The sequence below is a fragment of the Nostoc sp. UCD121 genome, from assembly GCF_014222285.1.
In the GTDB taxonomy this organism is placed as follows: domain Bacteria; phylum Cyanobacteriota; class Cyanobacteriia; order Cyanobacteriales; family Nostocaceae; genus Nostoc.
The window spans coordinates 62775-83892 of the sequence record NZ_JACKZS010000009.1; the positions used below are offsets into that span (position 1 = coordinate 62775).

The following is a 21118-nucleotide window of genomic DNA, read 5'->3' on the forward strand; positions in this document are numbered from 1 at the left end:
ATCTGCACTCTGGTTATATTGAGGAACTCATTGTGGTTGCCACGCCGGAAAAAGTACAACATACTCACGAGCATCTATCAGGTAAAGACCGTGTAGCCGTATTGCTCATGGGCTACGGCGAAGTCGAAAGCTACGAAGATTTCGCCAACTATAACGAACAGGCTTTAAATCTACTGACAGCAAAATTCGCTCCCGTGCCAACCTGGATTTATCCGCCTCTGGCAAAGCTTTTGGCACTATTTGACCGCCATGAGTGGGGACACACACACCACGATTTTATCTCCCCACACAACGCCATCTTTGAACAGCAGCGGGCTGGTATCGAGAAGAATTTACAAGAAAAATGGGGCGATAAGGTTCAAGTTTTCAAGGCTTTTAACTTCTGTGCCCCTTTTCTACCCAATCAAGTCTTGGCAGAAATCAAAAACCAAGGCTTTGAGAAGCTGCTAATCTACCCGTTGCTAGTTGTTGATTCTATCTTTACCAGTGGGATTGCGATCGAGCAAGTTAACAATGCTCTCGTTGAATTGGCTGATGGTGAAGAACACTGGGTTAAAGCACAGCGCTACATTCCCTCTTTCTTCAATGAACCAGCTTACATCGATTTGATGGCTCATCTGGTTGAGGAGAAAATTGCTGAGTTAGCAGGCGCTTATCTACCTTCTCAAATCGGCATTGTGCTAATGAATCACGGCTGTCCCCATAAAGCTAAAGGCTTTACTTCTGGGATTGCCGAAAGTGAAGCAATGTACGATTTGATTCGGGATAAGTTGATTAACCGATATCCCTTAATATCGGTGGGTTGGCTCAATCATGACACGCCCTTAATTGATTGGACACAGCCAAATGCCGAGCAAGCAGCAAATAACCTGATTCAATTGGGTGCAAAAGTGGTAATTTTTATGCCAATTGGCTTTGCCACAGAAAACCACGAAACTCTATTGGATGTACACCATATCATCCATGCTTTAGAGAAACAGCATCCTGGCACGAACTACGTGCAAATGGCTTGTGTTAATGACCATCCAGAATTTTTGGCAATGGTGGCCGAATGGGCTGATGATCATATTGCAGAGTTGTTGTCAGAGCAACCTTCGGCAGTTAATCCCCAACTTGCGGGAGATCACCATCATCACCATCATCATCACTAAGTTTTGAGTTTATCAGGGTGGGTCTAGCTATTGCCCACCCTAAAATTAATTCACGCCCCGTAGCTTGCGAGTATTATCAACTAAACTCTGAGCAAATTCATCAAATCTTTGAGAAAGCTTTTCATCTACTAGCTTGCCTTCAGGACTGAATGCACCCCAAGCTTGTCCGATCGCAATTTGTTCTGGAATTACCCAACCATGAACCCATCTGACTATTAACCGTAGGTCATTTAATGCGTTACTATTTGACTGACCGCCCAATACGCTGATTAATCCTGTCACTTTATCAGACAGTTGCTCAAAGCTCATCAAATCTAGAGCATTTTTTAGGACACCACTAACCCCACCATGATACTCAGGTGTGGCTAGAATTAATCCGTCTGACTGACTGACAGTATCCTGTAACCGCTTAACATCTGGGTATTCTAGATACTCTTTTGCGCCAGTGCAAAACGGTAACTGCAATTGTCTTAAATCAAGAATTTCTACCTCTGCACCAAGGGCTTCTACTCTTTGCACTGCTACTTGTAAAGCAAGCTGCGTATAGGAGTTTGGTCTTAAACTACCACCAATACCAACAATTCTCACCATAATTAACCTACAAACTATTAACTAGCTACTATCACCAGATTTCTTAAAAAGCGGAATCGTTATGACTATGCTTATATTAGCGATTTGTGTCCGAATGTGTCAAATTAATATCTGCTGGAAAATTTGAGGATGAAAGAGTTAGGAGTTAGGAGCCAGAATAATTATCTGGGTTGCTCAAATTTATGTAATAACCGGAGAAACATGGGAATGCTTTTGTGTGGAAGTTAGACTAGATAAGAAAAGTGTAATTTCCAGTTATTACAATTTTTGGTAGAAGAATAGGCATAAAACCATAGCTCAACTTGTGCCAGCAGACAAAGGGTAATTATTATGACAAATTTGGGAAAAAAAGCATTGGTAAAAAGGCAGTCATCAAAGCGTGTTGCTTGGGTTGATGCGTTGGCGAAACCTGCACTTCGGTTGCGCTCAGTGACCGCCGCAGGCATCGCAGCTAGCTTGATTATGTTACCAGGAATTTTCGGGAGTACCCCCGTCTTGGCACAAAAAGCAGAGAGTACCTCTAGTACCTCTAGTACCTCTCTCAACTATGGTGATTTGCTCAAGAAAGCAAAGGCGGGAGAAATTCAAAAAGTAGAGCTTGACGAAACCGAACAGCTAGCCAGAGTTTATCTCAAAGGGCAAAAGGAGAATACGCCACCACAACAGGTAAGACTTTTAGCGCAAAACACAGAGTTAATTAACATACTCAAAGATAAGAATGTTGATTTTGGCGAGGTTTCCTCTGCTAACAGTCGGGCTGCTGTTGGGTTGTTAATTAATCTCATGTGGATTTTGCCACTGGTAGCTTTAATGCTATTGTTCCTCCGGCGCTCTACTAATGCTTCTAGCCAAGCGATGAATTTCGGCAAATCCAAAGCTCGTTTCCAAATGGAAGCGAAAACTGGAGTGAAATTTGAAGATGTCGCTGGGGTTGAAGAAGCTAAAGAAGACCTGGAAGAAGTTGTTACTTTTCTAAAACAGCCAGAAAGATTTACAGCTGTAGGCGCACGGATTCCCAAAGGAGTGCTGTTAATTGGCCCTCCTGGTACTGGTAAAACTTTACTAGCAAAAGCGATCGCAGGTGAAGCAGGTGTACCATTCTTCAGTATTTCCGGTTCAGAATTCGTGGAAATGTTCGTTGGTGTGGGTGCATCTCGCGTGCGTGACCTCTTCAAGAAAGCCAAAGAAAATGCCCCATGTCTAATATTTATCGACGAAATTGACGCAGTAGGTAGACAACGGGGTGCAGGAATCGGTGGCGGTAACGATGAGCGCGAACAAACCCTCAACCAACTGCTCACCGAAATGGATGGTTTTGAAGGTAACACAGGTATCATTATTATTGCTGCCACTAACCGCCCAGATGTCTTAGATACAGCTTTACTCAGACCAGGACGCTTTGACAGACAAGTAATGGTCGATCCACCCGATCTCAAAGGGCGACTAGAAATTTTGAAAGTCCACGCCCGGAATAAGAAAATTGACCCTAGCGTATCATTAGAAGCGATCGCTCGTCGCACTCCTGGATTTACTGGCGCAGACTTAGCAAACTTACTCAACGAAGCCGCCATTCTCACTGCTAGAAGACGCAAAGAAGCTGTCACCATTTTAGAAATTGATGCTGCTGTGGATAGAGTCGTTGCAGGTATGGAAGGTACTGCATTAGTAGACAGCAAGAGCAAGCGCTTGATTGCTTATCATGAAGTTGGTCACGCTTTAGTAGGCACATTGCTCAAAGACCATGACCCTGTGCAGAAAGTTACATTAATTCCACGGGGACAAGCACTCGGATTAACTTGGTTTACTCCTAACGAAGAACAGGGGTTAGTTTCTCGTTCTCAACTCAAATCGCGGATTACTGCTACTTTGGGTGGTCGCGCCGCCGAGGAAATCGTTTTTGGCAAGCCAGAAGTTACCACAGGTGCAAGCAATGACTTGCAACAGGTGACAGGGATGGCGCGGCAGATGGTGACACGCTTCGGGATGTCAGAATTAGGCCCATTGTCTTTGGAAAATCAGAGTGGAGAGGTATTTTTAGGACGCGACTGGATGAATAAATCAGATTATTCTGAAGAAATTGCCGCCAAAATTGATTCACAGGTGCGTGAAATTGTCAACAATTCTTATATTAAGGCAAAAGAACTGTTGGAAGAAAACCGCATAGTTCTGGAACGTTTAGTAGATTTGTTAATAGAAGAAGAAACAATTGAAGGTGATTCATTCCGCCAAATCGTTGTCGATAATACCCAAGTAGCTGATGCACAATTAGCTGTACCTCATTAGACATCTGATGAAAAATAATGTAGAGATGTAGCACTGCTACGTCTCTACAAGTGTTGTTGATAAAGCATAATAAATAGGTCGTTTCAGGTTTTTATTAATCATTCTTTGAATTGCGCTTTAACCAACCGTATTAGAAGGCTATCTCAGCATTTCCACAAACTGGTACATAAAGCCTTACTGCTGTCAAGCTTAGGGTATTGTACTATATAGACCCCATTAACGTACTACAAGTGGAAATGGACATTATGAAACATAGATTTTGGGCAAGCTATTTGCTTGCAGCTTTAGCATTTCTTTCCTTAGAACCTGTTATTACTACACAGGTTTTGGCAACAGAGTCAGTTTTGCAACTGGCACAAGCCAAATCTGCTTACACGCAATATATGCAACTCGGCTATAACGAAACTAGACGGAGAAACTATCGAAAAGCTTTAGGATATTTTCAGCAAGCAGAACGGCTACGTCCTGGAGATAGATATGCTACTTCTGCAATTAGAAATGTTACAAGTTACATCCAACGTGGTAAAAATCGTATTGCCTTCGTTCCAGGTAGACCTGGTAGAGTAAGGTCGGCAGGAACACGAGGAAGTTGCTTTCAAGTTGGACAAAATATTATTCCCCTGACACCAACAGATAAGGAAGCTCAACGAACCACAGCAGAGCGTCCCACATTATTTTTCTATATTCCTCAAACCTCTACAACAGTGCAAGCATTAGAATTTGTTTTGCGGGATGATCCTAACTCCGACCCATTGTATAAGGGAACCTTTAAACCTGTTGGGCAGAATGGTATTGTTAGTGTAAATTTACCTGCTAATCAGCCATCTCTACAAATTGGTAAAGAGTATAGTTGGACTTTTTCAATGATTTGTGATACGGCTAGCCGCGATAAAGATTCTTATGTAGAAGGTAGAATAGTGCGATCGCAAGATGAAAACCTCTCTCTTCAGCTAAACCAACCAAACACAGACTTGGATCGTGCAGTTCTATTTGCAACTGCTGGGTTTTGGGAAGATTCTCTCAGAACTTTAGCTAATTTACGCCGCCAGCGTCCTAACGATCCTGAAGTTCAGAAATATTGGGAAGATTTGTTGAGTTCAGTAGAGATTAAAGAAGTTGTAAACAAGCCTTTATTGCCCTGTTGTACTGTTCAAAAATAAATTAAAAATTACTTAAAAACCCGGTTTTGATAGAGAAGCCGGGTTTTTTAACATTCATAGGAATTATGCAAAACTACACGCGCTCAGGTAGCGGCAAATATGGTTCAAAGCGCTATTTGTACAAAATCGTGGGTTTTGAGACGCGATAAATCGCCGTCTCTACAAGTGTTTTGCTCTTATCTGAGAAGTATTAACATTGCGTATTACAAAATTTTACGTTACAAAAACGACGCTCATTTTTAAGTGTGCTGCGATCGCGTACCTGCCCACCCGAGGCGATCGCGGACAATCACTTTGCAATACTTAATATTAGATAATCTAATAATTAGTATTCCATGATATTGTGTTGATCAGTACATATTTTTTGTATGCAATCGTGTAAACTCTATCTGCGGAGTAAGATTGCTACATAAATTTATGGTAATTCGAGCGCCAAGCAGCAGCAACCCTATTGCTGTGATATTAACCTGACTTACAGTTTGGTTATTTCATTCCATGTAGAGCAACTGAAGCGTAAATTTAGTTGCTTTGAAAGCATTCAATTATTACATTTCAGTATTGAGTTAGCAGTAAATGCTAGCCCAAAACTTTGTATGGAAAGGATTTGAGTAATCTGCCATCGGAGTCTTTTTTTGCTGGATGTCAGTAGTTGAAAGCAAACATACTGTTGTCTACTCATCAGACATTTGCCATGTAGCGATGAGGGTTTGACGAACAGTTAGGAATTAGCCAAGCGATCGCACGCTGAGGTTACATCAAAAGCCATTAGCTATACGCAAATCAGCAATCAAACTATAAAAAAGAAAAAAACTTATGAGTACAACACGCAAGTTTCGTTTAGGTGCATTCGTTCAAGCCACCGGTCATCATGTATCCTCTTGGCGACACCCCGATGCACAAGCAGATGCTGGATTGAATTTCGAGCATTACAAGGAAATTACCCAGACTGCTCAACGCGGCTTGTTTGATGCAGTTTTTCTCGCAGATAGTCCAGGAGTCTGGGGTGGCTCTCCAGAAACTCAGTATCGCAACGGTAAAATCGCCCATTTCGAGCCGGTCACTCTTTTCTCGGCCTTGTCCTCCGTTACCCAAAATATCGGTTTCATTTCCACCGCCTCGACCACTTATGAAGAACCCTACACCTTGGCGCGGAAGTTTGCCTCTTTGGACTACTTGAGTAACGGCCGCGCAGGCTGGAATGTAGTCACCACAGGCAATGAGAACGCCGCCCGTAATTTCGGGCTTGAGCATCACCCGGAACATAGCCAGCGTTATGAACGCGCCGAAGAATTTGTGGAAGTAGTGAAAGGACTGTGGGATAGCTGGGAAGATGATGCTTTTATCCGCGACAAAGAATCTGGTGTCTATTTCGATCCTGATAAACTGCATACACTCAACCATAAGGGCAAATATTTCTCTGTAAAAGGCCCTTTGAACGTTGGTCGTCCGCCCCAAGGCTACCCTGTGATTGTTCAGGCTGGAGCCTCGGAATCGGGACGCGACTTAGCTGCACGCACTGCCGAAGTGATTTTCACCGCTAATCAAACCCTAGCTGATGCCCAAGAATTTTATGCTAATGTGAAAGGGAGATTAGCACAATATGGGCGATCGCCAGACGATCTAAAAATTATGCCTGGTGCTTTCCCAATCATTGGCCGTACTGAAGCAGAAGCTCAAGAGAAGTACGAATTCCTGCAATCGCTGATTCATCCCGATGTCGCCTGGGGAATTTTAAAGAACTATTACAAAGGTGTGGATCTGTCGAAATATTCTTTAGATGATGTGGCTCCCGAACTGCCCAGCGACACCAACACTAACAAGAGTCGTCTCAAACTAGTCAGAGATTTAGCAACTCGTGGCACTCTCACATTGCGTCAGTTGTATCTCTCTCTTGCCACCGCACGAGGACATCGCACCATCCTTGGTACTCCCGAAACCATTGCCGATCAATTAGAAGAATGGTTCAACAACGGTGCAGCAGACGGCTTTAATATCATGCCGCCAATTCTCCCCACAGGATTGGATGAATTCGTTAACTTAGTCGTTCCCATCTTGCAAAAACGCGGATTGTTCCGTACAGAATACGAGGCTAGTACCTTGCGTGAAAACCTGGGATTGCGTCGTCCGGTCAATCGTTTTGCTACAAAACAAGTAGACAAGAACCTTGTGTTGGCGTAAATGACTTTTAATATCTGCACTGTGCTTAAGCAGACATAAAAAATCATTAGACATACACAAATCAGCGATCGCAAAGGTAAAGCTACCGCTAACGCAATATTAAGAAAAAAAGCTTATGACTACAACACGCAAACTTCGTTTAGGTGCATTCATCCAAGCTACAGGTCATCACATATCAGCTTGGCGGCATCCCGATTCTCAAGCAGATGCGGGGCTAAATTTCGAGCATTACAAAGAAATAACCCAGACTGCCGAACGCGGCTTGTTCGATGCGGTTTTCCTTGCCGATAGCCCTAGCCTACAAGACAACGGTGAACCGGAGGTGCTGAAGCGCAACGGTAAATTAGCAAAGTTTGAGCCAGTGACGCTATTTTCTGCACTTGCACCATTAACCAAGCATATTGGCTTTGTTGCTACCGCTTCCACCACTTATGAAGAACCTTATACTCTGGCTCGGAAGTTTGCCTCCCTAGACTATCTGAGTAACGGCCGGGCGGCGTGGAATGTAGTCACCACAGGTAATGAGAATGCCGCCGGTAATTTCGGACTTGAGCATCACCCGGAACATAGCCAGCGTTATGAACGCGCCGAAGAGTTTGTGGAAGTGGTGAAAGGACTGTGGGATAGCTGGGAAGATGATGCTTTCATCCGCGACAAAGAATCTGGTGTCTATTTCGATCCAGATAAACTGCATACACTCAACTACAAAGGCAAACATTTTTCTGTCCAAGGCCCTTTAAACGTTGGTCGTCCGCCTCAAGGTTATCCAGTGATTGTGCAAGCTGGTGCTTCAGAAGTCGGTCGGGAACTGGCGGCACAGACTGCTGAAGTTATTTTTACTGCCAACCAAACTCTGGAAGATGGGCAAGAATTTTATGCCGATGTGAAAGGACGATTGGCTAAATATGGTCGCCAACCAGACGATTTGAAAATCATGCCGGGTGTATTCCCGGTGATTGGCCGCACTGAAGAAGAAGCCCAAGAAAAATATGAATTCCTGCAATCGCTAATTCATCCCGATGTGGCATGGAGCTTACTCAAAACACGTTATAAGGGCATCGATTTATCTGGCTATTCACTCGACGATCTTGCACCACCCTTACCCAGCGATACCAACGGTGGTAAGAGCCGCCTCAAGTTGTTGACGGATCTCGTAAATCGCGGCAACCTAACGCTACGCCAGTTGTATCTCTCTGTCGCTACCGCGCGGGGACATCGCACCATAGTTGGTACGCCGGAATCGATCGCTGACCAGTTAGAAGAATGGTTCAGTAACGGTGCGGCAGACGGCTTTAATATCATGCCGCCAATTCTCCCCACAGGGTTAGACGACTTCGTTAATCTAGTTATCCCCATCTTGCAAAAACGCGGACTTTTCCGTACTGAATACGAGGGCAATACTTTGCGTGAAAACCTCGGATTACGTCGTCCAGGTAACGGTTTTGCTGCCAAACAAGTGGACAAGAACCTGGTAGTAGCCTAAATAAATTTTTCACAGATGCTTATGCCATACCTTTTAAATTGCACCTTCTGTAGGTCGCCGCCTACAGAATTTGAAAATTGTAGAGAGCAAACGCGATTGTGGAAAGAAAGACGCGATGAATCGCCGTCTCTACAAAAAATGTATGTGTCAATAGCAGCATGGGATGCTGAAAAAACCTGTAATTTTTGTGCCGTAGGCAAGGAAAAAACATGACTGAATATAGCCGATTAAAGACCTCACGCTCTGCCGCAATCAGAGCAACCCTTGATTATCCGGTAATCGATACCGATGTTCATACCAATGATTTCACGCCAGCTTTTGAGGATTACATCGCTAAGTACGGCGGCGTGAAACTCGTAGATGAGTTACGCAAAACAGAAGCTTCCCGTCTTAACTCCAAGAGCAATGGTAAAGACTGGTATCAACAAACTCCTGAAGAACGTCAATACAACCGCACAATTCGCTCCCCTTGGTGGGCGAGAGTTACCAAAAATACACTGGATCTCGCTACTTACACCCTCCCCGGACTTCTTTATGAGCGTCAGGCGGAGCAAGGATCGGACTATTCGGTGCTGTTTCCGAATAATGTCCTAGCGCCAGCTGGAGCCAGTGCAGAGAATCGCCAAGCACTGCAACGCGCGGTTAATCACTATCATGCTGATATTTATCGGAAATATAGCGATCGCCTGACACCGGTTGCTGGTATTCCTTTAACTACTCCCCAAGAAGGGATTGAGGAGCTAGAGTTTGCAGTAAAAACACTTGGCTTAAAAGTGATTAATATCACTGGCGGAGTAAAACGGCCGATTAAAGCGATCGCTGATAAATATCCAGCCGATAAATTCCCCGAAATTGCCAAGTATGCTTCTTATATAGACTTCTACGGACTAGATAGTGAATACGACTACGATCCCTTCTGGGCCAAAGTCGTAGAACTAGGCGTACCCGTCACCACCCATTACGGTAGCCAGGGTTGGACTGGACGCTCCTCCATCAGTAATTACATGAACAACCATATCGGTCACTTCGCCGATGGTTCAGAAGCTTTTGCTAAGGCGTTGTTCTTCGGTGGTGTTACCAAGCGTTTTCCACAGTTGCGTGTAGCGATGCTCGAAGGTGGTGCAGATTGGGGCGCTCGTGTCTACATTCATTTGGTAGATCGGTTCTTGAAGCGCAATATCAAGGCACTGGAAAACTACAATCCAGCATTGACAAATGCTGATGAGCTATTTGAAATATTTGAACGCTACGGTGCAGAAGTTACTCAAGGGCATTCCCTTGATAAAGATGAATTGACCAAGACTGTACTGGGAGCTTCATTTAGCCGTCATAGCCGTGCGCCAATTGGTAGCGAATTGGACGATTTTGCAGCAGCAGGTATTGAAACAATTGAAGACATCCGCGATCGCTGGGTGAACACTTTCTTCTTTGGTTCCGAGTCAGACGATCGCACAATTGCTACGGCATTCAACGACAAAGCCAATCCTTTGGGAGCCAAGATCAACGCCATCTATTCCTCCGATGTTGGTCATTGGGATGTACCAGACTTGACTTCCCCACTAGCTGAAAGCTGGGATTTGGTTCAAGAAGGCGTTATTTCCGAAGCCGACTTTAAATCCTATGTATTCGCTAATCCCTACAAGTTTTACACCCAAGCTAACCCCGATTTCTTCAAGGGTACTGCGATCGAATCCAAGGTAAGTAACACCGAATTTAAACAAGTGGACAAGAGCCTGGTGGTGGCGTAAAAGCCGAGATGAGGGCATGGGGGAGATGAAGGAAAAATAATCAATACCCCATGCCCACTTGCCCTGAGCGAAGCCGAAGGGATGCCCAAATAAATTAGGAGTCACAACCATGTCCGTTGAACAACGCTCTCACAATGGTTCCTTGCCTTCTTATCTTTTCTCACCTGTTTCTGATAATGCCAAGCAACCTGCACCCTTAGTACTGTTTTTGCATGGAGGACGCGATCGCGGGACGGATCTAAATGTACTACTTAAATGGGGTCTACCTCGTTTCGTAGATTTATCCGACTCATTACCTTATGTCTTCGCCGCACCCCAGATTCCAGAAGAACAGACTTGGGCAGATCGAGCAGATGATGTGCTGGCTTTACTTGATGAACTGATTGCTTCCCAGCCTATCGATCCAGCGCGGGTAATATTGGCTGGTTTCAGCTTAGGATCGGCGGGAATCTGGCATATCGCTGCTTTGCATCCCGATCGCTTCGCAGGTCTAGTACCTGTATCTGGACGTGTACCCAAAACATTAGAAGAAAGCCAACTAGCTGCACTCAAAGACATTCCCGTTCAGATATTCCAAGGTGGACAAGACAAAAATCTGCCAATTGAGGATACAGAGCATTTTGTTGAGCGCTTACGCAAAGTAGGCGGGAAAGTTGATTTGACAGTGCTGCCGGAAGGCGATCATTTCATTGCAGATGAAGTATACAGCGATCCGAAGTTACAACACTGGCTAGTTTCCCTGAGCCGTCGCAACACTGCTTTAGTTGTCTGAGGCACAAAACCCCAAAAGTCAGCGCTCAGAGACTGGGGACTGAGATAGAAAAGAAGATTTTTCTCAATCCCCATGACTGACAAAGAAAAGGATACAAGCCCCTAAATTTATTTATGGGAATTATTAATTTTGAATTTTGAATTCGGAGCGAAGCGACGTGACCTTACCAACTACTAATCTCGGTAAAACTGGATTGACTGTTTCGCGCCTCTGTCTCGGCACGATGACCTTTGGATTGCAGACTGATGAAGAAACTTCCAGAGATATCCTCGACACCGCAGCCGATGGCGGTATTAACTTTTTGGATACAGCCGATGTTTATCCCCTTGGTGGCGGACTTGCCACTGCTGGGCGCACCGAAGAAATTGTTGGGCGCTGGCTCAAAGGCAAACGCGAACATTTTATCTTAGCTACCAAGTGCGTCGGCCGGGTTGGTACTGCACCTTGGGATCAGGGTGCTTCGCGCAAACATATTTTGGATGCGATCGATGCTTCCCTACGACGTTTGGGAACCGACTATATCGACCTATACCAATTGCACTCCGACGATGCTTCCACCCCCCTCGATGAAACCCTGGAAGCGTTGGACGCGATAGTTCGTGCTGGCAAAGTTCGCTACATCGGGGTTTCCAACTTCTTAGCCTACCGACTCGCCCGCGCCTTGGGCCGTGCCGAGACGCGCAATTTAACCAAGTTCATCTCAATTCAGCCCCGCTACAACCTGTTGTTCCGCGAAATTGAGCGAGAACTATTGCCCCTAGCCAAAGAAGAAGGATTGGGTGTAATTTCCTACAATCCCTTGGCAGGTGGTCTGCTCACAGGGAAACATATTCTCGCTCAAGGCCCCACCTCCAGTACACGTTTTACGTTAGGCGCTGCCGCAGAACGTTATCAAGAACGCTATTGGCACGATCGCGAATTCAATACTGTCGAAGAATTACGCACAGTCGCAGATATCGCCGGATTGTCTCTCACCACCCTAGCAGTAGCTTGGGTTTTGTCTAATCCCATTATCACTGCCCCCATCATCGGTGCTAGCCGTCCACAACAACTTGCTGACAACCTCAAAGCAGTAGAACTAAAACTCGACGACAGTTTAAAACAAAAGTTAGACGATTTAACCGCTGAATACCGTAGGGGAGATTCTCTACGTTAGAGATTAAAAGAGTAAGGACATGGCGAATAATCAACACAATATCAAATGCCAAATGACAAATGCCAAATGACAAATGACAAATCAGAAATACCTCATGGATAAAATAGCTAGGATTAAACGCCGTCGTTTTCTCAATTTTGCTACTTCAGGGCTATGTGGCTTTTCTATGGCATATCTATTAGGAAGTTGTAGCGATCAAAGCGAACAGTCTTCTTTGATAAATACTACTAATGCCAGCGAAACTTCCCTTGGGATAAAAACGAAAGTTCTTCGTATGGGATATCAGAGTGCGGGCGATCTTTTCAGAAATCGGAAAGTTTTAGAGAAACGCTTGGAGCCTCTGGGGATAAAGGTAGAATGGGCGCAATTTGTCCAAGGGCCACAACTCATGGAAGGGATGGCTGCAAAAAAAGTTGACGTGGGATCTGTGGGGGAAACACCACCAATTTTTGCACAAGTGGCTGGTTCAGAACTTGTTTATGTAGTCGGTACACAAAGAAACCGAAGGACAGGGACAAGTAGCGTTATTGCCGTTCCGCCGGAGTCTCCCCTTCAGAAGTTTGAGGATATCAAGGGCCAAGAAGTTTACTTTCAAAAAGGCTCGGCATCGCATTACTTTATTATCAGAGCGTTACAATCTATCGGCTTGACTCTCAAAGATATTAAAATCAGAAGTCTTCCCACAATCGAGGCACGGGCTGCTTTCCTCGAAGGTAAAATTCCCGTTTGGATGACAGGAGATCCCCACTATGCGATCGCCCAAAAGATGGGTCGAATTCGAGTCCTCAAAGATTCTGTTGGGCTAGATTCTCCTGGTGCTTACTATATTGCTGACAGAAAGTTTGCCGAAGAAAATCTTGGTTTGCTAAAAATTATCATTGAGGAGCTTAATAAGCTCGATAAGTGGGCAGAAGCAAATCGAGGCGAAGTTGCCAAATTGATGATCTCTGAACAAAAGCTCGATCCAGATGTGGTAGAAATAGCGATGTCTCGTCGCACTTTTGTAGGACGTAGAGGACTTAGCCCGGCGCTGATAAAGGAACAACAACGTGTGGCAGATTTATTTTTTGATGAGGGTGTAATCCCAAAGAAAATAAATATTCAAGATGCGTTACTCCCGCCTGATATCTATGCTGCAATCACTCCGCCAGAAATTATGATATAGCGATGTACAGCAGAGAACAAGCTTGAAAGTCTTTTGGGAATTTCCTCTTTTATTTATGTCCTACTTTATTTGTTAACTGCTATAAGTCTTGCAAAAAGATACACATCAAGCTTGTAATTTGCATAATCTTGGATGGGCAAAATCTCCGTCCATAAAAAAGTTTTTCTTCTCGGTAATGTGCAAATTCAATGTCCAAAAGTTTATTAATTAAACGAGTAAGTAAGTCAGCTACAACCAAACAGCAAAAGTTTTTAAACAGTGCTGCCAGAAGTCCCTAATACCACCGGACGGCTTATATAGTCGTCCATTTTTATCTTGCAGAACAGCCAAAATGATGCTAGTGGATCGACTTTTATGACGAAAAAGACCAGACAATTCAAATCTTTTCAACGTGCTGCTGATGCACCAAACCTGCCATCAACTCCATTCAGGTTCATTTTATATTTTGTTAATCAGTTTCGTTGGTGGTATGTGTTGATGGTGAGCCTGGAGATGGTACACGCAACCTGTGGCATTATGTTGCCTTATGCCATTGGTGAGATCATCCGGGGTGTGACGAAATCAACGGGCGACAGCCAGCCCATTTTTGATGCCATGAGGCAACCCCTGATGCTGTTCATCGCGTTGAGTGTGGGTGAAGTGGTATTCGGGCGAGCGGCTGGACTCTTGCAAACTATCCTCCATCCAATCCACCGACAGCATATTGTGCGATCGCTATATGCCTACTTACAATACCATTCGCATCGCTACATGAGCAGCAGTTTTTCTGGGGCATTGGCACATCGAATTAGCGAAACTTCTCTGGGTGTTACTCAGACGATGCAAATGTTGATTACTGAATTTATGCCAGTAATTGTTGTGTATACTGTCGCCACCATGTTACTGTATCGCGCCTATCCTCCCCTGGCTGCACTCGTGGGCGTGTGGGCAGTTCTTTTCATCAGTATTTCGTTCTGGCTGGCAACTCGCTGCCGAATTTACTCTCGGAAAGCCGCAGCCGCCAGAAGTGAGACAACTGGCATCATCGTAGATACAGTAACAAATCTCACCAGTAGCCGATTGTTTGCTCGTTTGGGTTTTGAACGAGGCTATTTGAATGAGCAATTAAGCCGCGAACTCAAACACGTGAGAAAGTCCAACTGGTATTCGGAGCGAATTCGCTGGTTTCAGTTCATCTCGGCAGCCATTCTGAAAATCAGCACCCTGTATTACTCGCTCTCTCTCTGGAGTCAAGGGAAGATCGCTACTGCTGATTTCGTCGTCGCAACCAGCCTGTCGCTGTTGATTATCAGTGAAGCCCGGAATTTGAGCCGCCGCTTTCTGGAATTTTTTGAACATATCGGCAATGTCGCCAATGGTGTCTTTACCATCGTTCAACCCCACGAGTTGGTTGATCGCGATCGCGCGATCGCACACCCAATTACCCAAGGTAAGATTGAGTTTCGCCGGGTGAATTTCAATTACTCTGACGAAAAGAAAGTTTTCAACAACCTTTCTGTCACCATCCAAGCGGGACAGCGTGTCGGATTGGTAGGCTTCTCTGGTTCTGGAAAATCCAGCTTTGTCAATCTAATTCTGCGTTTATTCGACCCCCAATCTGGACAGATTATTATTGATGGGGTCGATATTCGAGACATGACTCAGGATGCCCTACACGCACAAATCAGCTTGATTCCCCAAGATCCATCTCTGTTCCATCGCACTTTGCTAGAAAATATTCGTTATGGACGCTTAGATGCAACCGATGAGGAAGTGTTCGAGGCGGCGCGAAAGGCTAATGCTCATGATTTCATTATTCAAAGTCAGGATGGTTATAATTCTCTGGTGGGCGAACGTGGTGTCAAGTTATCTGGAGGGCAGAGACAACGGATTGCGATCGCACGGGTAATTCTCAAAGATGCGCCGATCCTAATTTTGGATGAAGCCACCTCTAGCCTCGATTCAATTACCGAAAAAGCGATCCAAGATACCCTCGACTTAGCCATGAATGGGAAAACGGTCATTGTGGTGGCTCATCGACTATCTACCATCGTCCATCTAGACCGGATTTTGGTGTTCGACAAAGGTCGCATTATTGAAGATGGTTCCCACGCTAAACTACTGGCACTTGGCGGTGCTTATCACAGGTTATGGAAAATGCAAGCAGGTGGATTTCTCCCGGAAAATCTCGGCGAAGAACGCATACATGAGGTTCGCAGTGGCACAGATAACGTTCAAAATGGAATGATCGCTTGACATTTGCCGCTACTTGAGGTTTTATCGCAGATTTACAGCAGTTTTCATGTATTTGAACCACACCCGTCGTAGGGGCGCAAGGCCTTGCGCCCCTACCGCGTGGTCTATTTATCTGAAAATAGCTGTAATTCAGGAATTGTGCAGGAAAGAGTCTATAAAACTTATGTCACTTATGCTTAATGGCCAATTGTATGGAGATTGGAGAGGCCATTAGCCGGAAAATCGTTAGTTAACAGGATTAGCAACTTTGCTAAACTGATTTACCAGACGTTCTTGGCACTATTTCTGACTAATGGTTTCTGGCGTGATGGCTGCATATTGTTCGCTACTCAGCATCGCTTCCTTGATATTGATTGGTTTAGGAATCACTTTTTCTGTGGCAAACAAATCTGCAATCTTCTGTTGGTTTTCCATGATTTCTGGCGTAATGGGTCTTAAGCCATAAGTTCGCCTTTCAATCATTGTTGCTAAAATATCTTCATCAATTTTGAGATGAGGAATAGTCAGCTTTACAACTTCTGCTCGGTTCTTTTCACCCCATTGACCTGTGTTATCTATCTCTTCAAGAACCAATCGTACTAATTTCGGGTTTTCTGTGGCAAATTTTCGCGCCGCCATATAATATCCGCCTTGAGTAGAGATGCCACTAGCATCTCTTAAAACACGAGCATTTGCCTTTTTTTGTGCTACAGCTAAATAAGGATCCCAAGTTACCCAGGCATCTATTTTTCCTTGAATAAAAGCATCACGGGCTTCTGAAGGAGGGAGGCTAATGGCTTGAATATCACTATATTTCAAACCAGCCTCTTCTAAAGCTTTTATTAATAAATAATGGGAAGCAGAACCCTTTTGAAAAACTACTTTTTTACCTTTAAGATCGGCTAAAGTGCGAATTGGCGAATTATTTTGGACGATAATTCCACTTCCTTTACCTGTGCTGGGTTTATTACTAGCAACATATACTAAAGATGTACCAGCCGCTTGGGCAAATATCGGTGGGGTTTCGCCTACAGAACCAATATCAACCCTACCTACATTCATTGCTTCCATCAGTTGCGGCCCTGCGGCAAATTGCGCCCATTCGACGGAAACACCTAAAGGCTGTAAACGCTTTTCTATCAATCCTTTAAGTCTGACCAGATCCCCAGAGCTTTGATATCCCATACGGACAGTTTTAGTTTTAAAGCCAGTGGTTTCATTCCCTACATTTGGGGTTGTGACTGAACAACTAATTAAGGTGGTTGAGATTGTTAATAATCCAGGTAATAGAAATAGTGAAAAGCGCTGACAAATATTAACTCGTGACTGTTTGAAGGCGGTAATCATGGACGTGATACTTTGTTTTTATTTTGCTAATAGTTACCGATGTTGAGTAGGGTAACATCTGTACATTGGTGTCAACTTAAATACCAACCCTTTTAAAACTTCATTTCCAGCCAGAGGCTAGAAATACTCCTCATTGGTTGGGCATTCTGAAACGAGACTAAACACCTATGCCATCTGTTCGCCTCTACTGCGTATTGCTCTTAATGTAAGTTCAATGAAACTCTTCTAGACTTGAACTTTAGTTCAAGTTTCTCTCCGAATCGGAGAGGGGCGGTTTTGTGTGGTAAAGCCTTTTATAGGCCTTTTTATTTAGATTGTTAGGCGAACACCACATAAACCGTCAAACATTACATTACTCTTAACCCAAAGATTTAAACTTTTTGAAGCTGAAGGTTCTTCTGGAAAAGTTCTTGAACGTTTTTCCAAGCATCGGCAGCAGCTTCGGCATTGTAGCTAGGGCGATGGTTGCAGAAAAAGCCATGCCCTGCGCCAGAATAGCGAAATATAGCATGGGGAATCTGATTTTTCTTCAATTCAGCCTCAATCTGTTCTGTTTGTTCTAAGGGGATTCCCTGATCGTCAAGACCAAAGAAGGCATAAATGGGGCCTTTGATATCAGGAGTGCGGGTGATGGTTGGTTCTCCACCGCCGGGAGTTGAGTTGGGAATACCGCCACCATAGAAGGAAGCTGTAACTTTAATATCTGGTAAAGTGGCAGCTAGATAAACTACGTGACCACCAAAGCAGAAACCAATAGAGCCGATCGCATCTCCTTGCACATTTGGTAAGGTTTTTAAGTAGGCGATCGCAGCCTTAATATCACTCAATATTTCCTCGGCTGTTGTCTGTTCCTTATACCCTCTTCCTTGCTGGACATCTTCAGGGGTGTATCCACCCTCAAAACCGGGAGCAGTGCGTTGAAATAAAGTCGGTGCGATCGCAACATAGCCCTCTCTGGCAAATTTTTCAGCAACTTCTCGAATGTGAATGTTAACCCCAAAAATTTCCTGAATCACGATAACGGCTGGGAAGGTTCCCTTTTGTGCAGGTTCAGCTAAGTAAGCATCGATTTGCAAATCCCCGTTAGGAACTTTAACTTGAGTGGTGCGAATTTCTGTGTTTGTCATCTTAGGGATTAGCCTGTAATTACTTTGAGAACGAAATGTTTTGTGGTAAGTTTTGTATAAAAATACTTAAACTTTACCGACTTACCGTAGTTTATAGAGTAGTATTTCACAAACAATGTCTAAAGGCAAGTCCTTATTTAAGAAGGAAATATCTTACCGGGGAATGGCACTAAGAAAACCTGAAACCTTTGTCTGAGGGAGGTGTATAGGGTGTGGGAGGTGTGGGAGGATGGGGAAGAAATCTGGCTCCCCACACTCAAAAGCCAGTTAAATCAAGGGTTTGCGCTTATCTTAGTGCCATTCGCTTACCGGGAATAGGGAATAACTTCTTTTATGTCCCCTAAATTCTGAGAGATCCCAACAGGAGAATGAAAATGGCGCTCAAAGCAGTTCATCATATTCAAGCAACCTATCCTCCTGAAGTAGAGGATGCAATGCTATCTTTCTACAGCAGAATTTTGGGATTGACTGAAATTCCCAGACCCGATGCGGTCAAAAACGATTCAGGAGCCTGGTATCAGGTGGGAAACATTGAATTGCACGTTAGTAGAGAGAAAAACGCCAATAACCAAGTATCTAGAAGACATTTTTGTTTTCAAGTCGATGACTTGAACAGCTTTGAGAAACACCTAAAAGAATATGGAGTAGAAATTATTCCCGATCAACGACCACTACCAGGATGCGTGCGGTTTTTCCTCCGCGATCCCGGTGAGAATCGTATAGAGATCGCAGAGTTCGTCAAGAGTACTTAGATTGTGTATTCTTTATATTTTGATAGTCTAAGAATTTGCACAAAGCAGCACCAACATCCCGAAAGATGAATAAATAAAAAATACTTATATTGAAGAGAGCGATCGCTCTCTTCAAAACAAAACCAGTAAATAGTGAGGTATTGTACTCAAACAAGAATCCCTAGCTAGCAACGAAAAAATTATAAACGCAGAGATGATCCGACTTAGCCCAGAACACTTGCAAACTATCCGCGCCCATGCCGAAAGTGCCTATCCAGAGGAGTGCTGCGGTATAATTTTAGGCTATTTGGCTAGTGAGGGCAAAATTGTAGTTGAAGTCATGCCAACAGAAAATGCCTGGAATACAGAAGCGGGTGCTGAGTTTTTAGGGGAACGCACAGCAGAAAGTAAAAGGCGGCAATATGCGATCGCACCCGAAGTTATGCTAAAAACTCAAAAGGAAGCGCGTAATCGCTCACTGAACATCGTCGGCATTTTTCACTCGCACCCAGATCATCCTGCTATCCCTTCAGAATGCGATCGCTTATATGCTTGGCAAGGATACTCGTATATAATAGTTACCGTCCAAAACGGTAAAGCTGGAGAACTTCAAAGCTGGAGCCTTGACGATCGTCATCAATTCCAAGCAGAGACAATTGAAAATATAAAATAACTGGCTTAGTTCAAAGACAGTAACTCGTAGCGGTTTTAGCCGCCAACACGGATAGAAAATTCATCTTCCCCACTCCCTATCTCCATAAGAGATACAGTTTTTCGATAGGATTAATATTCCGCTCTCCCAGATCATAACTGCTATGCTCAATCCCAATCTGGACGAAATCCAGTTGACCAAAGACGATTACGAACGCTACTCCCGACACCTGATTTTACCGGAAGTAGGACTAGAAGGACAGAAGCGCCTGAAAGCCGCTAGTGTACAGTGTATCGGTACAGGTGGACTAGGTTCACCACTACTTTTATATCTGGCAGCGGCGGGTATTGGACGTATTGGAATTGTCGATTTCGATGTTGTTGATACTTCGAATCTGCAACGTCAAGTCATCCACGGGACATCTTGGGTGGGTAAACCCAAGATTGAATCGGCAAAAAACCGCATTCACGAGATTAACCCCTATTGTCAGGTTGATTTATACGAAACTCGCCTGACTTCCGAAAACGCTCTAGAAATCCTTGAACCTTACGATATCGTCGTAGATGGGACTGATAACTTCCCCACTAGATATCTAGTTAACGATGCCTGCGTATTGCTGAATAAGCCCAACGTCTACGGTTCAATTTTACGCTTTGAAGGGCAAGCTACTGTATTTAACTACCAAGGCGGGCCGAATTATCGTGACCTTTTCCCAGAACCACCACCACCAGGAATGGTTCCCTCTTGTGCAGAAGGTGGCGTACTGGGGATTTTGCCAGGAATTATTGGTTTAATCCAAGCAACCGAAACTGTCAAAATCATTTTGGGACAAGGTAATACTCTAAGTGGACGATTGCTGCTATACAACGCCTTAGATATGAAATTTCGGGAATTGAAACTGCGTCCTAACCCGATTCGCCCAGTAATTGAAAAACTAGTAGACTACGAAGAATTCTGCGGGATTCCGCAAGCTAAGGCAGAGGAGGCAAAACAGCAGTTGGAAAGTCAAGAAATGACTGTTAAGGATTTGAAGGAATTACTAGATAGCGGTGCGAAGGATTTTGTACTACTGGATGTCCGCAACCCCCATGAGTACGATATTGCCAAGATTCCAGGTTCGGTGTTAGTACCCTTACCAGACATTGAAAATGGGAATGGCGTTGCGAAGGTAAAGGAAATATTGAACGGCCACCGTTTAATTGCTCATTGTAAGATGGGCGGGCGATCGGCAAAAGCCCTAGCCATTCTCAAAGAAGCCGGGATTGTCGGGACGAATGTCAAAGGCGGAATTACCGCTTGGAGTCGAGAAATCGATCCTTCTGTGCCAGAGTATTAGGGCAGGGAGCAGGGGGAGCAGAGG

The 21118-nt window shown here is 44.4% G+C and carries 16 protein-coding genes; 13 read left to right on the forward strand and 3 right to left on the reverse strand.

What is annotated here, in order from left to right:
- Positions 1-32: 32 nt before the first annotated feature.
- Complete coding sequence (locus GNF10_RS03595) at positions 33-1151, forward strand: ferrochelatase (protein ID WP_185582534.1); 1119 nt, start codon at positions 33-35, stop codon at positions 1149-1151.
- Positions 1152-1196: 45 nt separating this feature from the next.
- Here the strand turns inward: GNF10_RS03595 and GNF10_RS03600 are convergent, their stop codons facing one another.
- Entirely contained in the window at positions 1197-1742 is a 546-nt protein-coding gene (locus GNF10_RS03600; protein WP_114080879.1) for an NADPH-dependent FMN reductase, read from the reverse strand.
- A 330-nt stretch (positions 1743-2072) separates the two neighbouring features.
- Between GNF10_RS03600 and ftsH the strand changes: the two genes are divergently transcribed.
- The 9 genes from ftsH to GNF10_RS03645 all read left to right on the forward strand — a co-directional run bounded on the left by ftsH (position 2073) and on the right by GNF10_RS03645 (position 15922).
- Positions 2073-4025 (forward strand): ATP-dependent zinc metalloprotease FtsH, encoded by a 1953-nt coding sequence (ftsH, locus tag GNF10_RS03605; protein WP_185582532.1) that lies wholly within the window; start codon positions 2073-2075, stop codon positions 4023-4025.
- Between the two features lie 245 nt (positions 4026-4270).
- Positions 4271-5185 carry a DUF928 domain-containing protein gene (locus tag GNF10_RS03610; protein WP_260446059.1) on the forward strand — a complete coding sequence of 305 codons (915 nt, stop codon included), beginning with the start codon at positions 4271-4273 and terminating at the stop codon, positions 5183-5185.
- A gap of 813 nt (positions 5186-5998) precedes the next feature.
- Positions 5999-7363: an LLM class flavin-dependent oxidoreductase gene (locus GNF10_RS03615; protein WP_185582528.1), complete on the forward strand. Its 1365-nt coding sequence runs from the start codon at positions 5999-6001 to the stop codon at positions 7361-7363.
- 115 nt (positions 7364-7478) lie between these two features.
- On the forward strand, positions 7479-8846 hold the full coding sequence (locus GNF10_RS03620; protein ID WP_185582526.1) for an LLM class flavin-dependent oxidoreductase: 1368 nt from the start codon (positions 7479-7481) through the stop codon (positions 8844-8846).
- A gap of 209 nt (positions 8847-9055) precedes the next feature.
- Positions 9056-10594, forward strand: coding sequence for an amidohydrolase family protein (locus GNF10_RS03625; protein ID WP_185582524.1), 1539 nt, complete (start codon positions 9056-9058; stop codon positions 10592-10594).
- Between the two features lie 109 nt (positions 10595-10703).
- Positions 10704-11366, forward strand: coding sequence for a dienelactone hydrolase family protein (locus GNF10_RS03630; RefSeq protein WP_185582522.1), 663 nt, complete (start codon positions 10704-10706; stop codon positions 11364-11366).
- 157 nt (positions 11367-11523) lie between these two features.
- Entirely contained in the window at positions 11524-12522 is a 999-nt protein-coding gene (locus tag GNF10_RS03635) for an aldo/keto reductase (RefSeq protein ID WP_185582520.1), read from the forward strand.
- 73 nt (positions 12523-12595) lie between these two features.
- Positions 12596-13687: an aliphatic sulfonate ABC transporter substrate-binding protein gene (locus GNF10_RS03640; protein WP_260445974.1), complete on the forward strand. Its 1092-nt coding sequence runs from the start codon at positions 12596-12598 to the stop codon at positions 13685-13687.
- A gap of 354 nt (positions 13688-14041) precedes the next feature.
- Entirely contained in the window at positions 14042-15922 is a 1881-nt protein-coding gene (locus GNF10_RS03645; protein WP_185582519.1) for an ABC transporter ATP-binding protein, read from the forward strand.
- Positions 15923-16201: 279 nt separating this feature from the next.
- Here the strand turns inward: GNF10_RS03645 and GNF10_RS03650 are convergent, their stop codons facing one another.
- Positions 16202-17248, reverse strand: coding sequence for a sulfonate ABC transporter substrate-binding protein (locus GNF10_RS03650; protein WP_185582517.1), 1047 nt, complete (start codon positions 17246-17248; stop codon positions 16202-16204).
- Between the two features lie 371 nt (positions 17249-17619).
- A complete protein-coding gene (locus tag GNF10_RS03655) occupies positions 17620-18375 on the reverse strand; it encodes a dienelactone hydrolase family protein (protein WP_185582514.1) in 756 nt (251 codons plus the stop codon).
- Between the two features lie 374 nt (positions 18376-18749).
- On the opposite strand from GNF10_RS03655, the gene GNF10_RS03660 reads away from it, so the two are divergent.
- The 3 genes from GNF10_RS03660 (at position 18750) to moeB (ending at position 21094) form a co-directional block, all read left to right on the forward strand.
- A complete protein-coding gene (locus GNF10_RS03660) occupies positions 18750-19127 on the forward strand; it encodes a VOC family protein (protein WP_185582512.1) in 378 nt (125 codons plus the stop codon).
- Between the two features lie 193 nt (positions 19128-19320).
- Positions 19321-19779 carry a Mov34/MPN/PAD-1 family protein gene (locus GNF10_RS03665; protein WP_185582510.1) on the forward strand — a complete coding sequence of 153 codons (459 nt, stop codon included), beginning with the start codon at positions 19321-19323 and terminating at the stop codon, positions 19777-19779.
- A gap of 142 nt (positions 19780-19921) precedes the next feature.
- On the forward strand, positions 19922-21094 hold the full coding sequence (gene moeB / locus GNF10_RS03670; RefSeq protein ID WP_185582507.1) for a molybdopterin-synthase adenylyltransferase MoeB: 1173 nt from the start codon (positions 19922-19924) through the stop codon (positions 21092-21094).
- Positions 21095-21118 lie beyond the last annotated feature (24 nt).

What these genes read in the sequence shown, in the direction of transcription:
- ftsH (WP_185582532.1), top strand. Translation starts at nt 2,073, where the DNA reads ATGACAAATTTGGGAAAAAAAGCATTGGTAAAAAGGCAGTCATCAAAG.
- GNF10_RS03655 (WP_185582514.1), bottom strand. Translation starts at nt 18,375, where the DNA reads ATGACAAACACAGAAATTCGCACCACTCAAGTTAAAGTTCCTAACGGG.
- GNF10_RS03665 (WP_185582510.1), top strand. Translation starts at nt 19,321, where the DNA reads ATGATCCGACTTAGCCCAGAACACTTGCAAACTATCCGCGCCCATGCC.
- GNF10_RS03660 (WP_185582512.1), top strand. Translation starts at nt 18,750, where the DNA reads ATGGCGCTCAAAGCAGTTCATCATATTCAAGCAACCTATCCTCCTGAA.
- GNF10_RS03630 (WP_185582522.1), top strand. Translation starts at nt 10,704, where the DNA reads ATGTCCGTTGAACAACGCTCTCACAATGGTTCCTTGCCTTCTTATCTT.
- GNF10_RS03620 (WP_185582526.1), top strand. Translation starts at nt 7,479, where the DNA reads ATGACTACAACACGCAAACTTCGTTTAGGTGCATTCATCCAAGCTACA.
- moeB (WP_185582507.1), top strand. Translation starts at nt 19,922, where the DNA reads ATGCTCAATCCCAATCTGGACGAAATCCAGTTGACCAAAGACGATTAC.
- GNF10_RS03650 (WP_185582517.1), bottom strand. Translation starts at nt 17,248, where the DNA reads ATGATTACCGCCTTCAAACAGTCACGAGTTAATATTTGTCAGCGCTTT.
- GNF10_RS03615 (WP_185582528.1), top strand. Translation starts at nt 5,999, where the DNA reads ATGAGTACAACACGCAAGTTTCGTTTAGGTGCATTCGTTCAAGCCACC.
- GNF10_RS03610 (WP_260446059.1), top strand. Translation starts at nt 4,271, where the DNA reads ATGAAACATAGATTTTGGGCAAGCTATTTGCTTGCAGCTTTAGCATTT.
- GNF10_RS03640 (WP_260445974.1), top strand. Translation starts at nt 12,596, where the DNA reads ATGACAAATCAGAAATACCTCATGGATAAAATAGCTAGGATTAAACGC.
- GNF10_RS03625 (WP_185582524.1), top strand. Translation starts at nt 9,056, where the DNA reads ATGACTGAATATAGCCGATTAAAGACCTCACGCTCTGCCGCAATCAGA.
- GNF10_RS03600 (WP_114080879.1), bottom strand. Translation starts at nt 1,742, where the DNA reads ATGGTGAGAATTGTTGGTATTGGTGGTAGTTTAAGACCAAACTCCTAT.
- GNF10_RS03645 (WP_185582519.1), top strand. Translation starts at nt 14,042, where the DNA reads ATGACGAAAAAGACCAGACAATTCAAATCTTTTCAACGTGCTGCTGAT.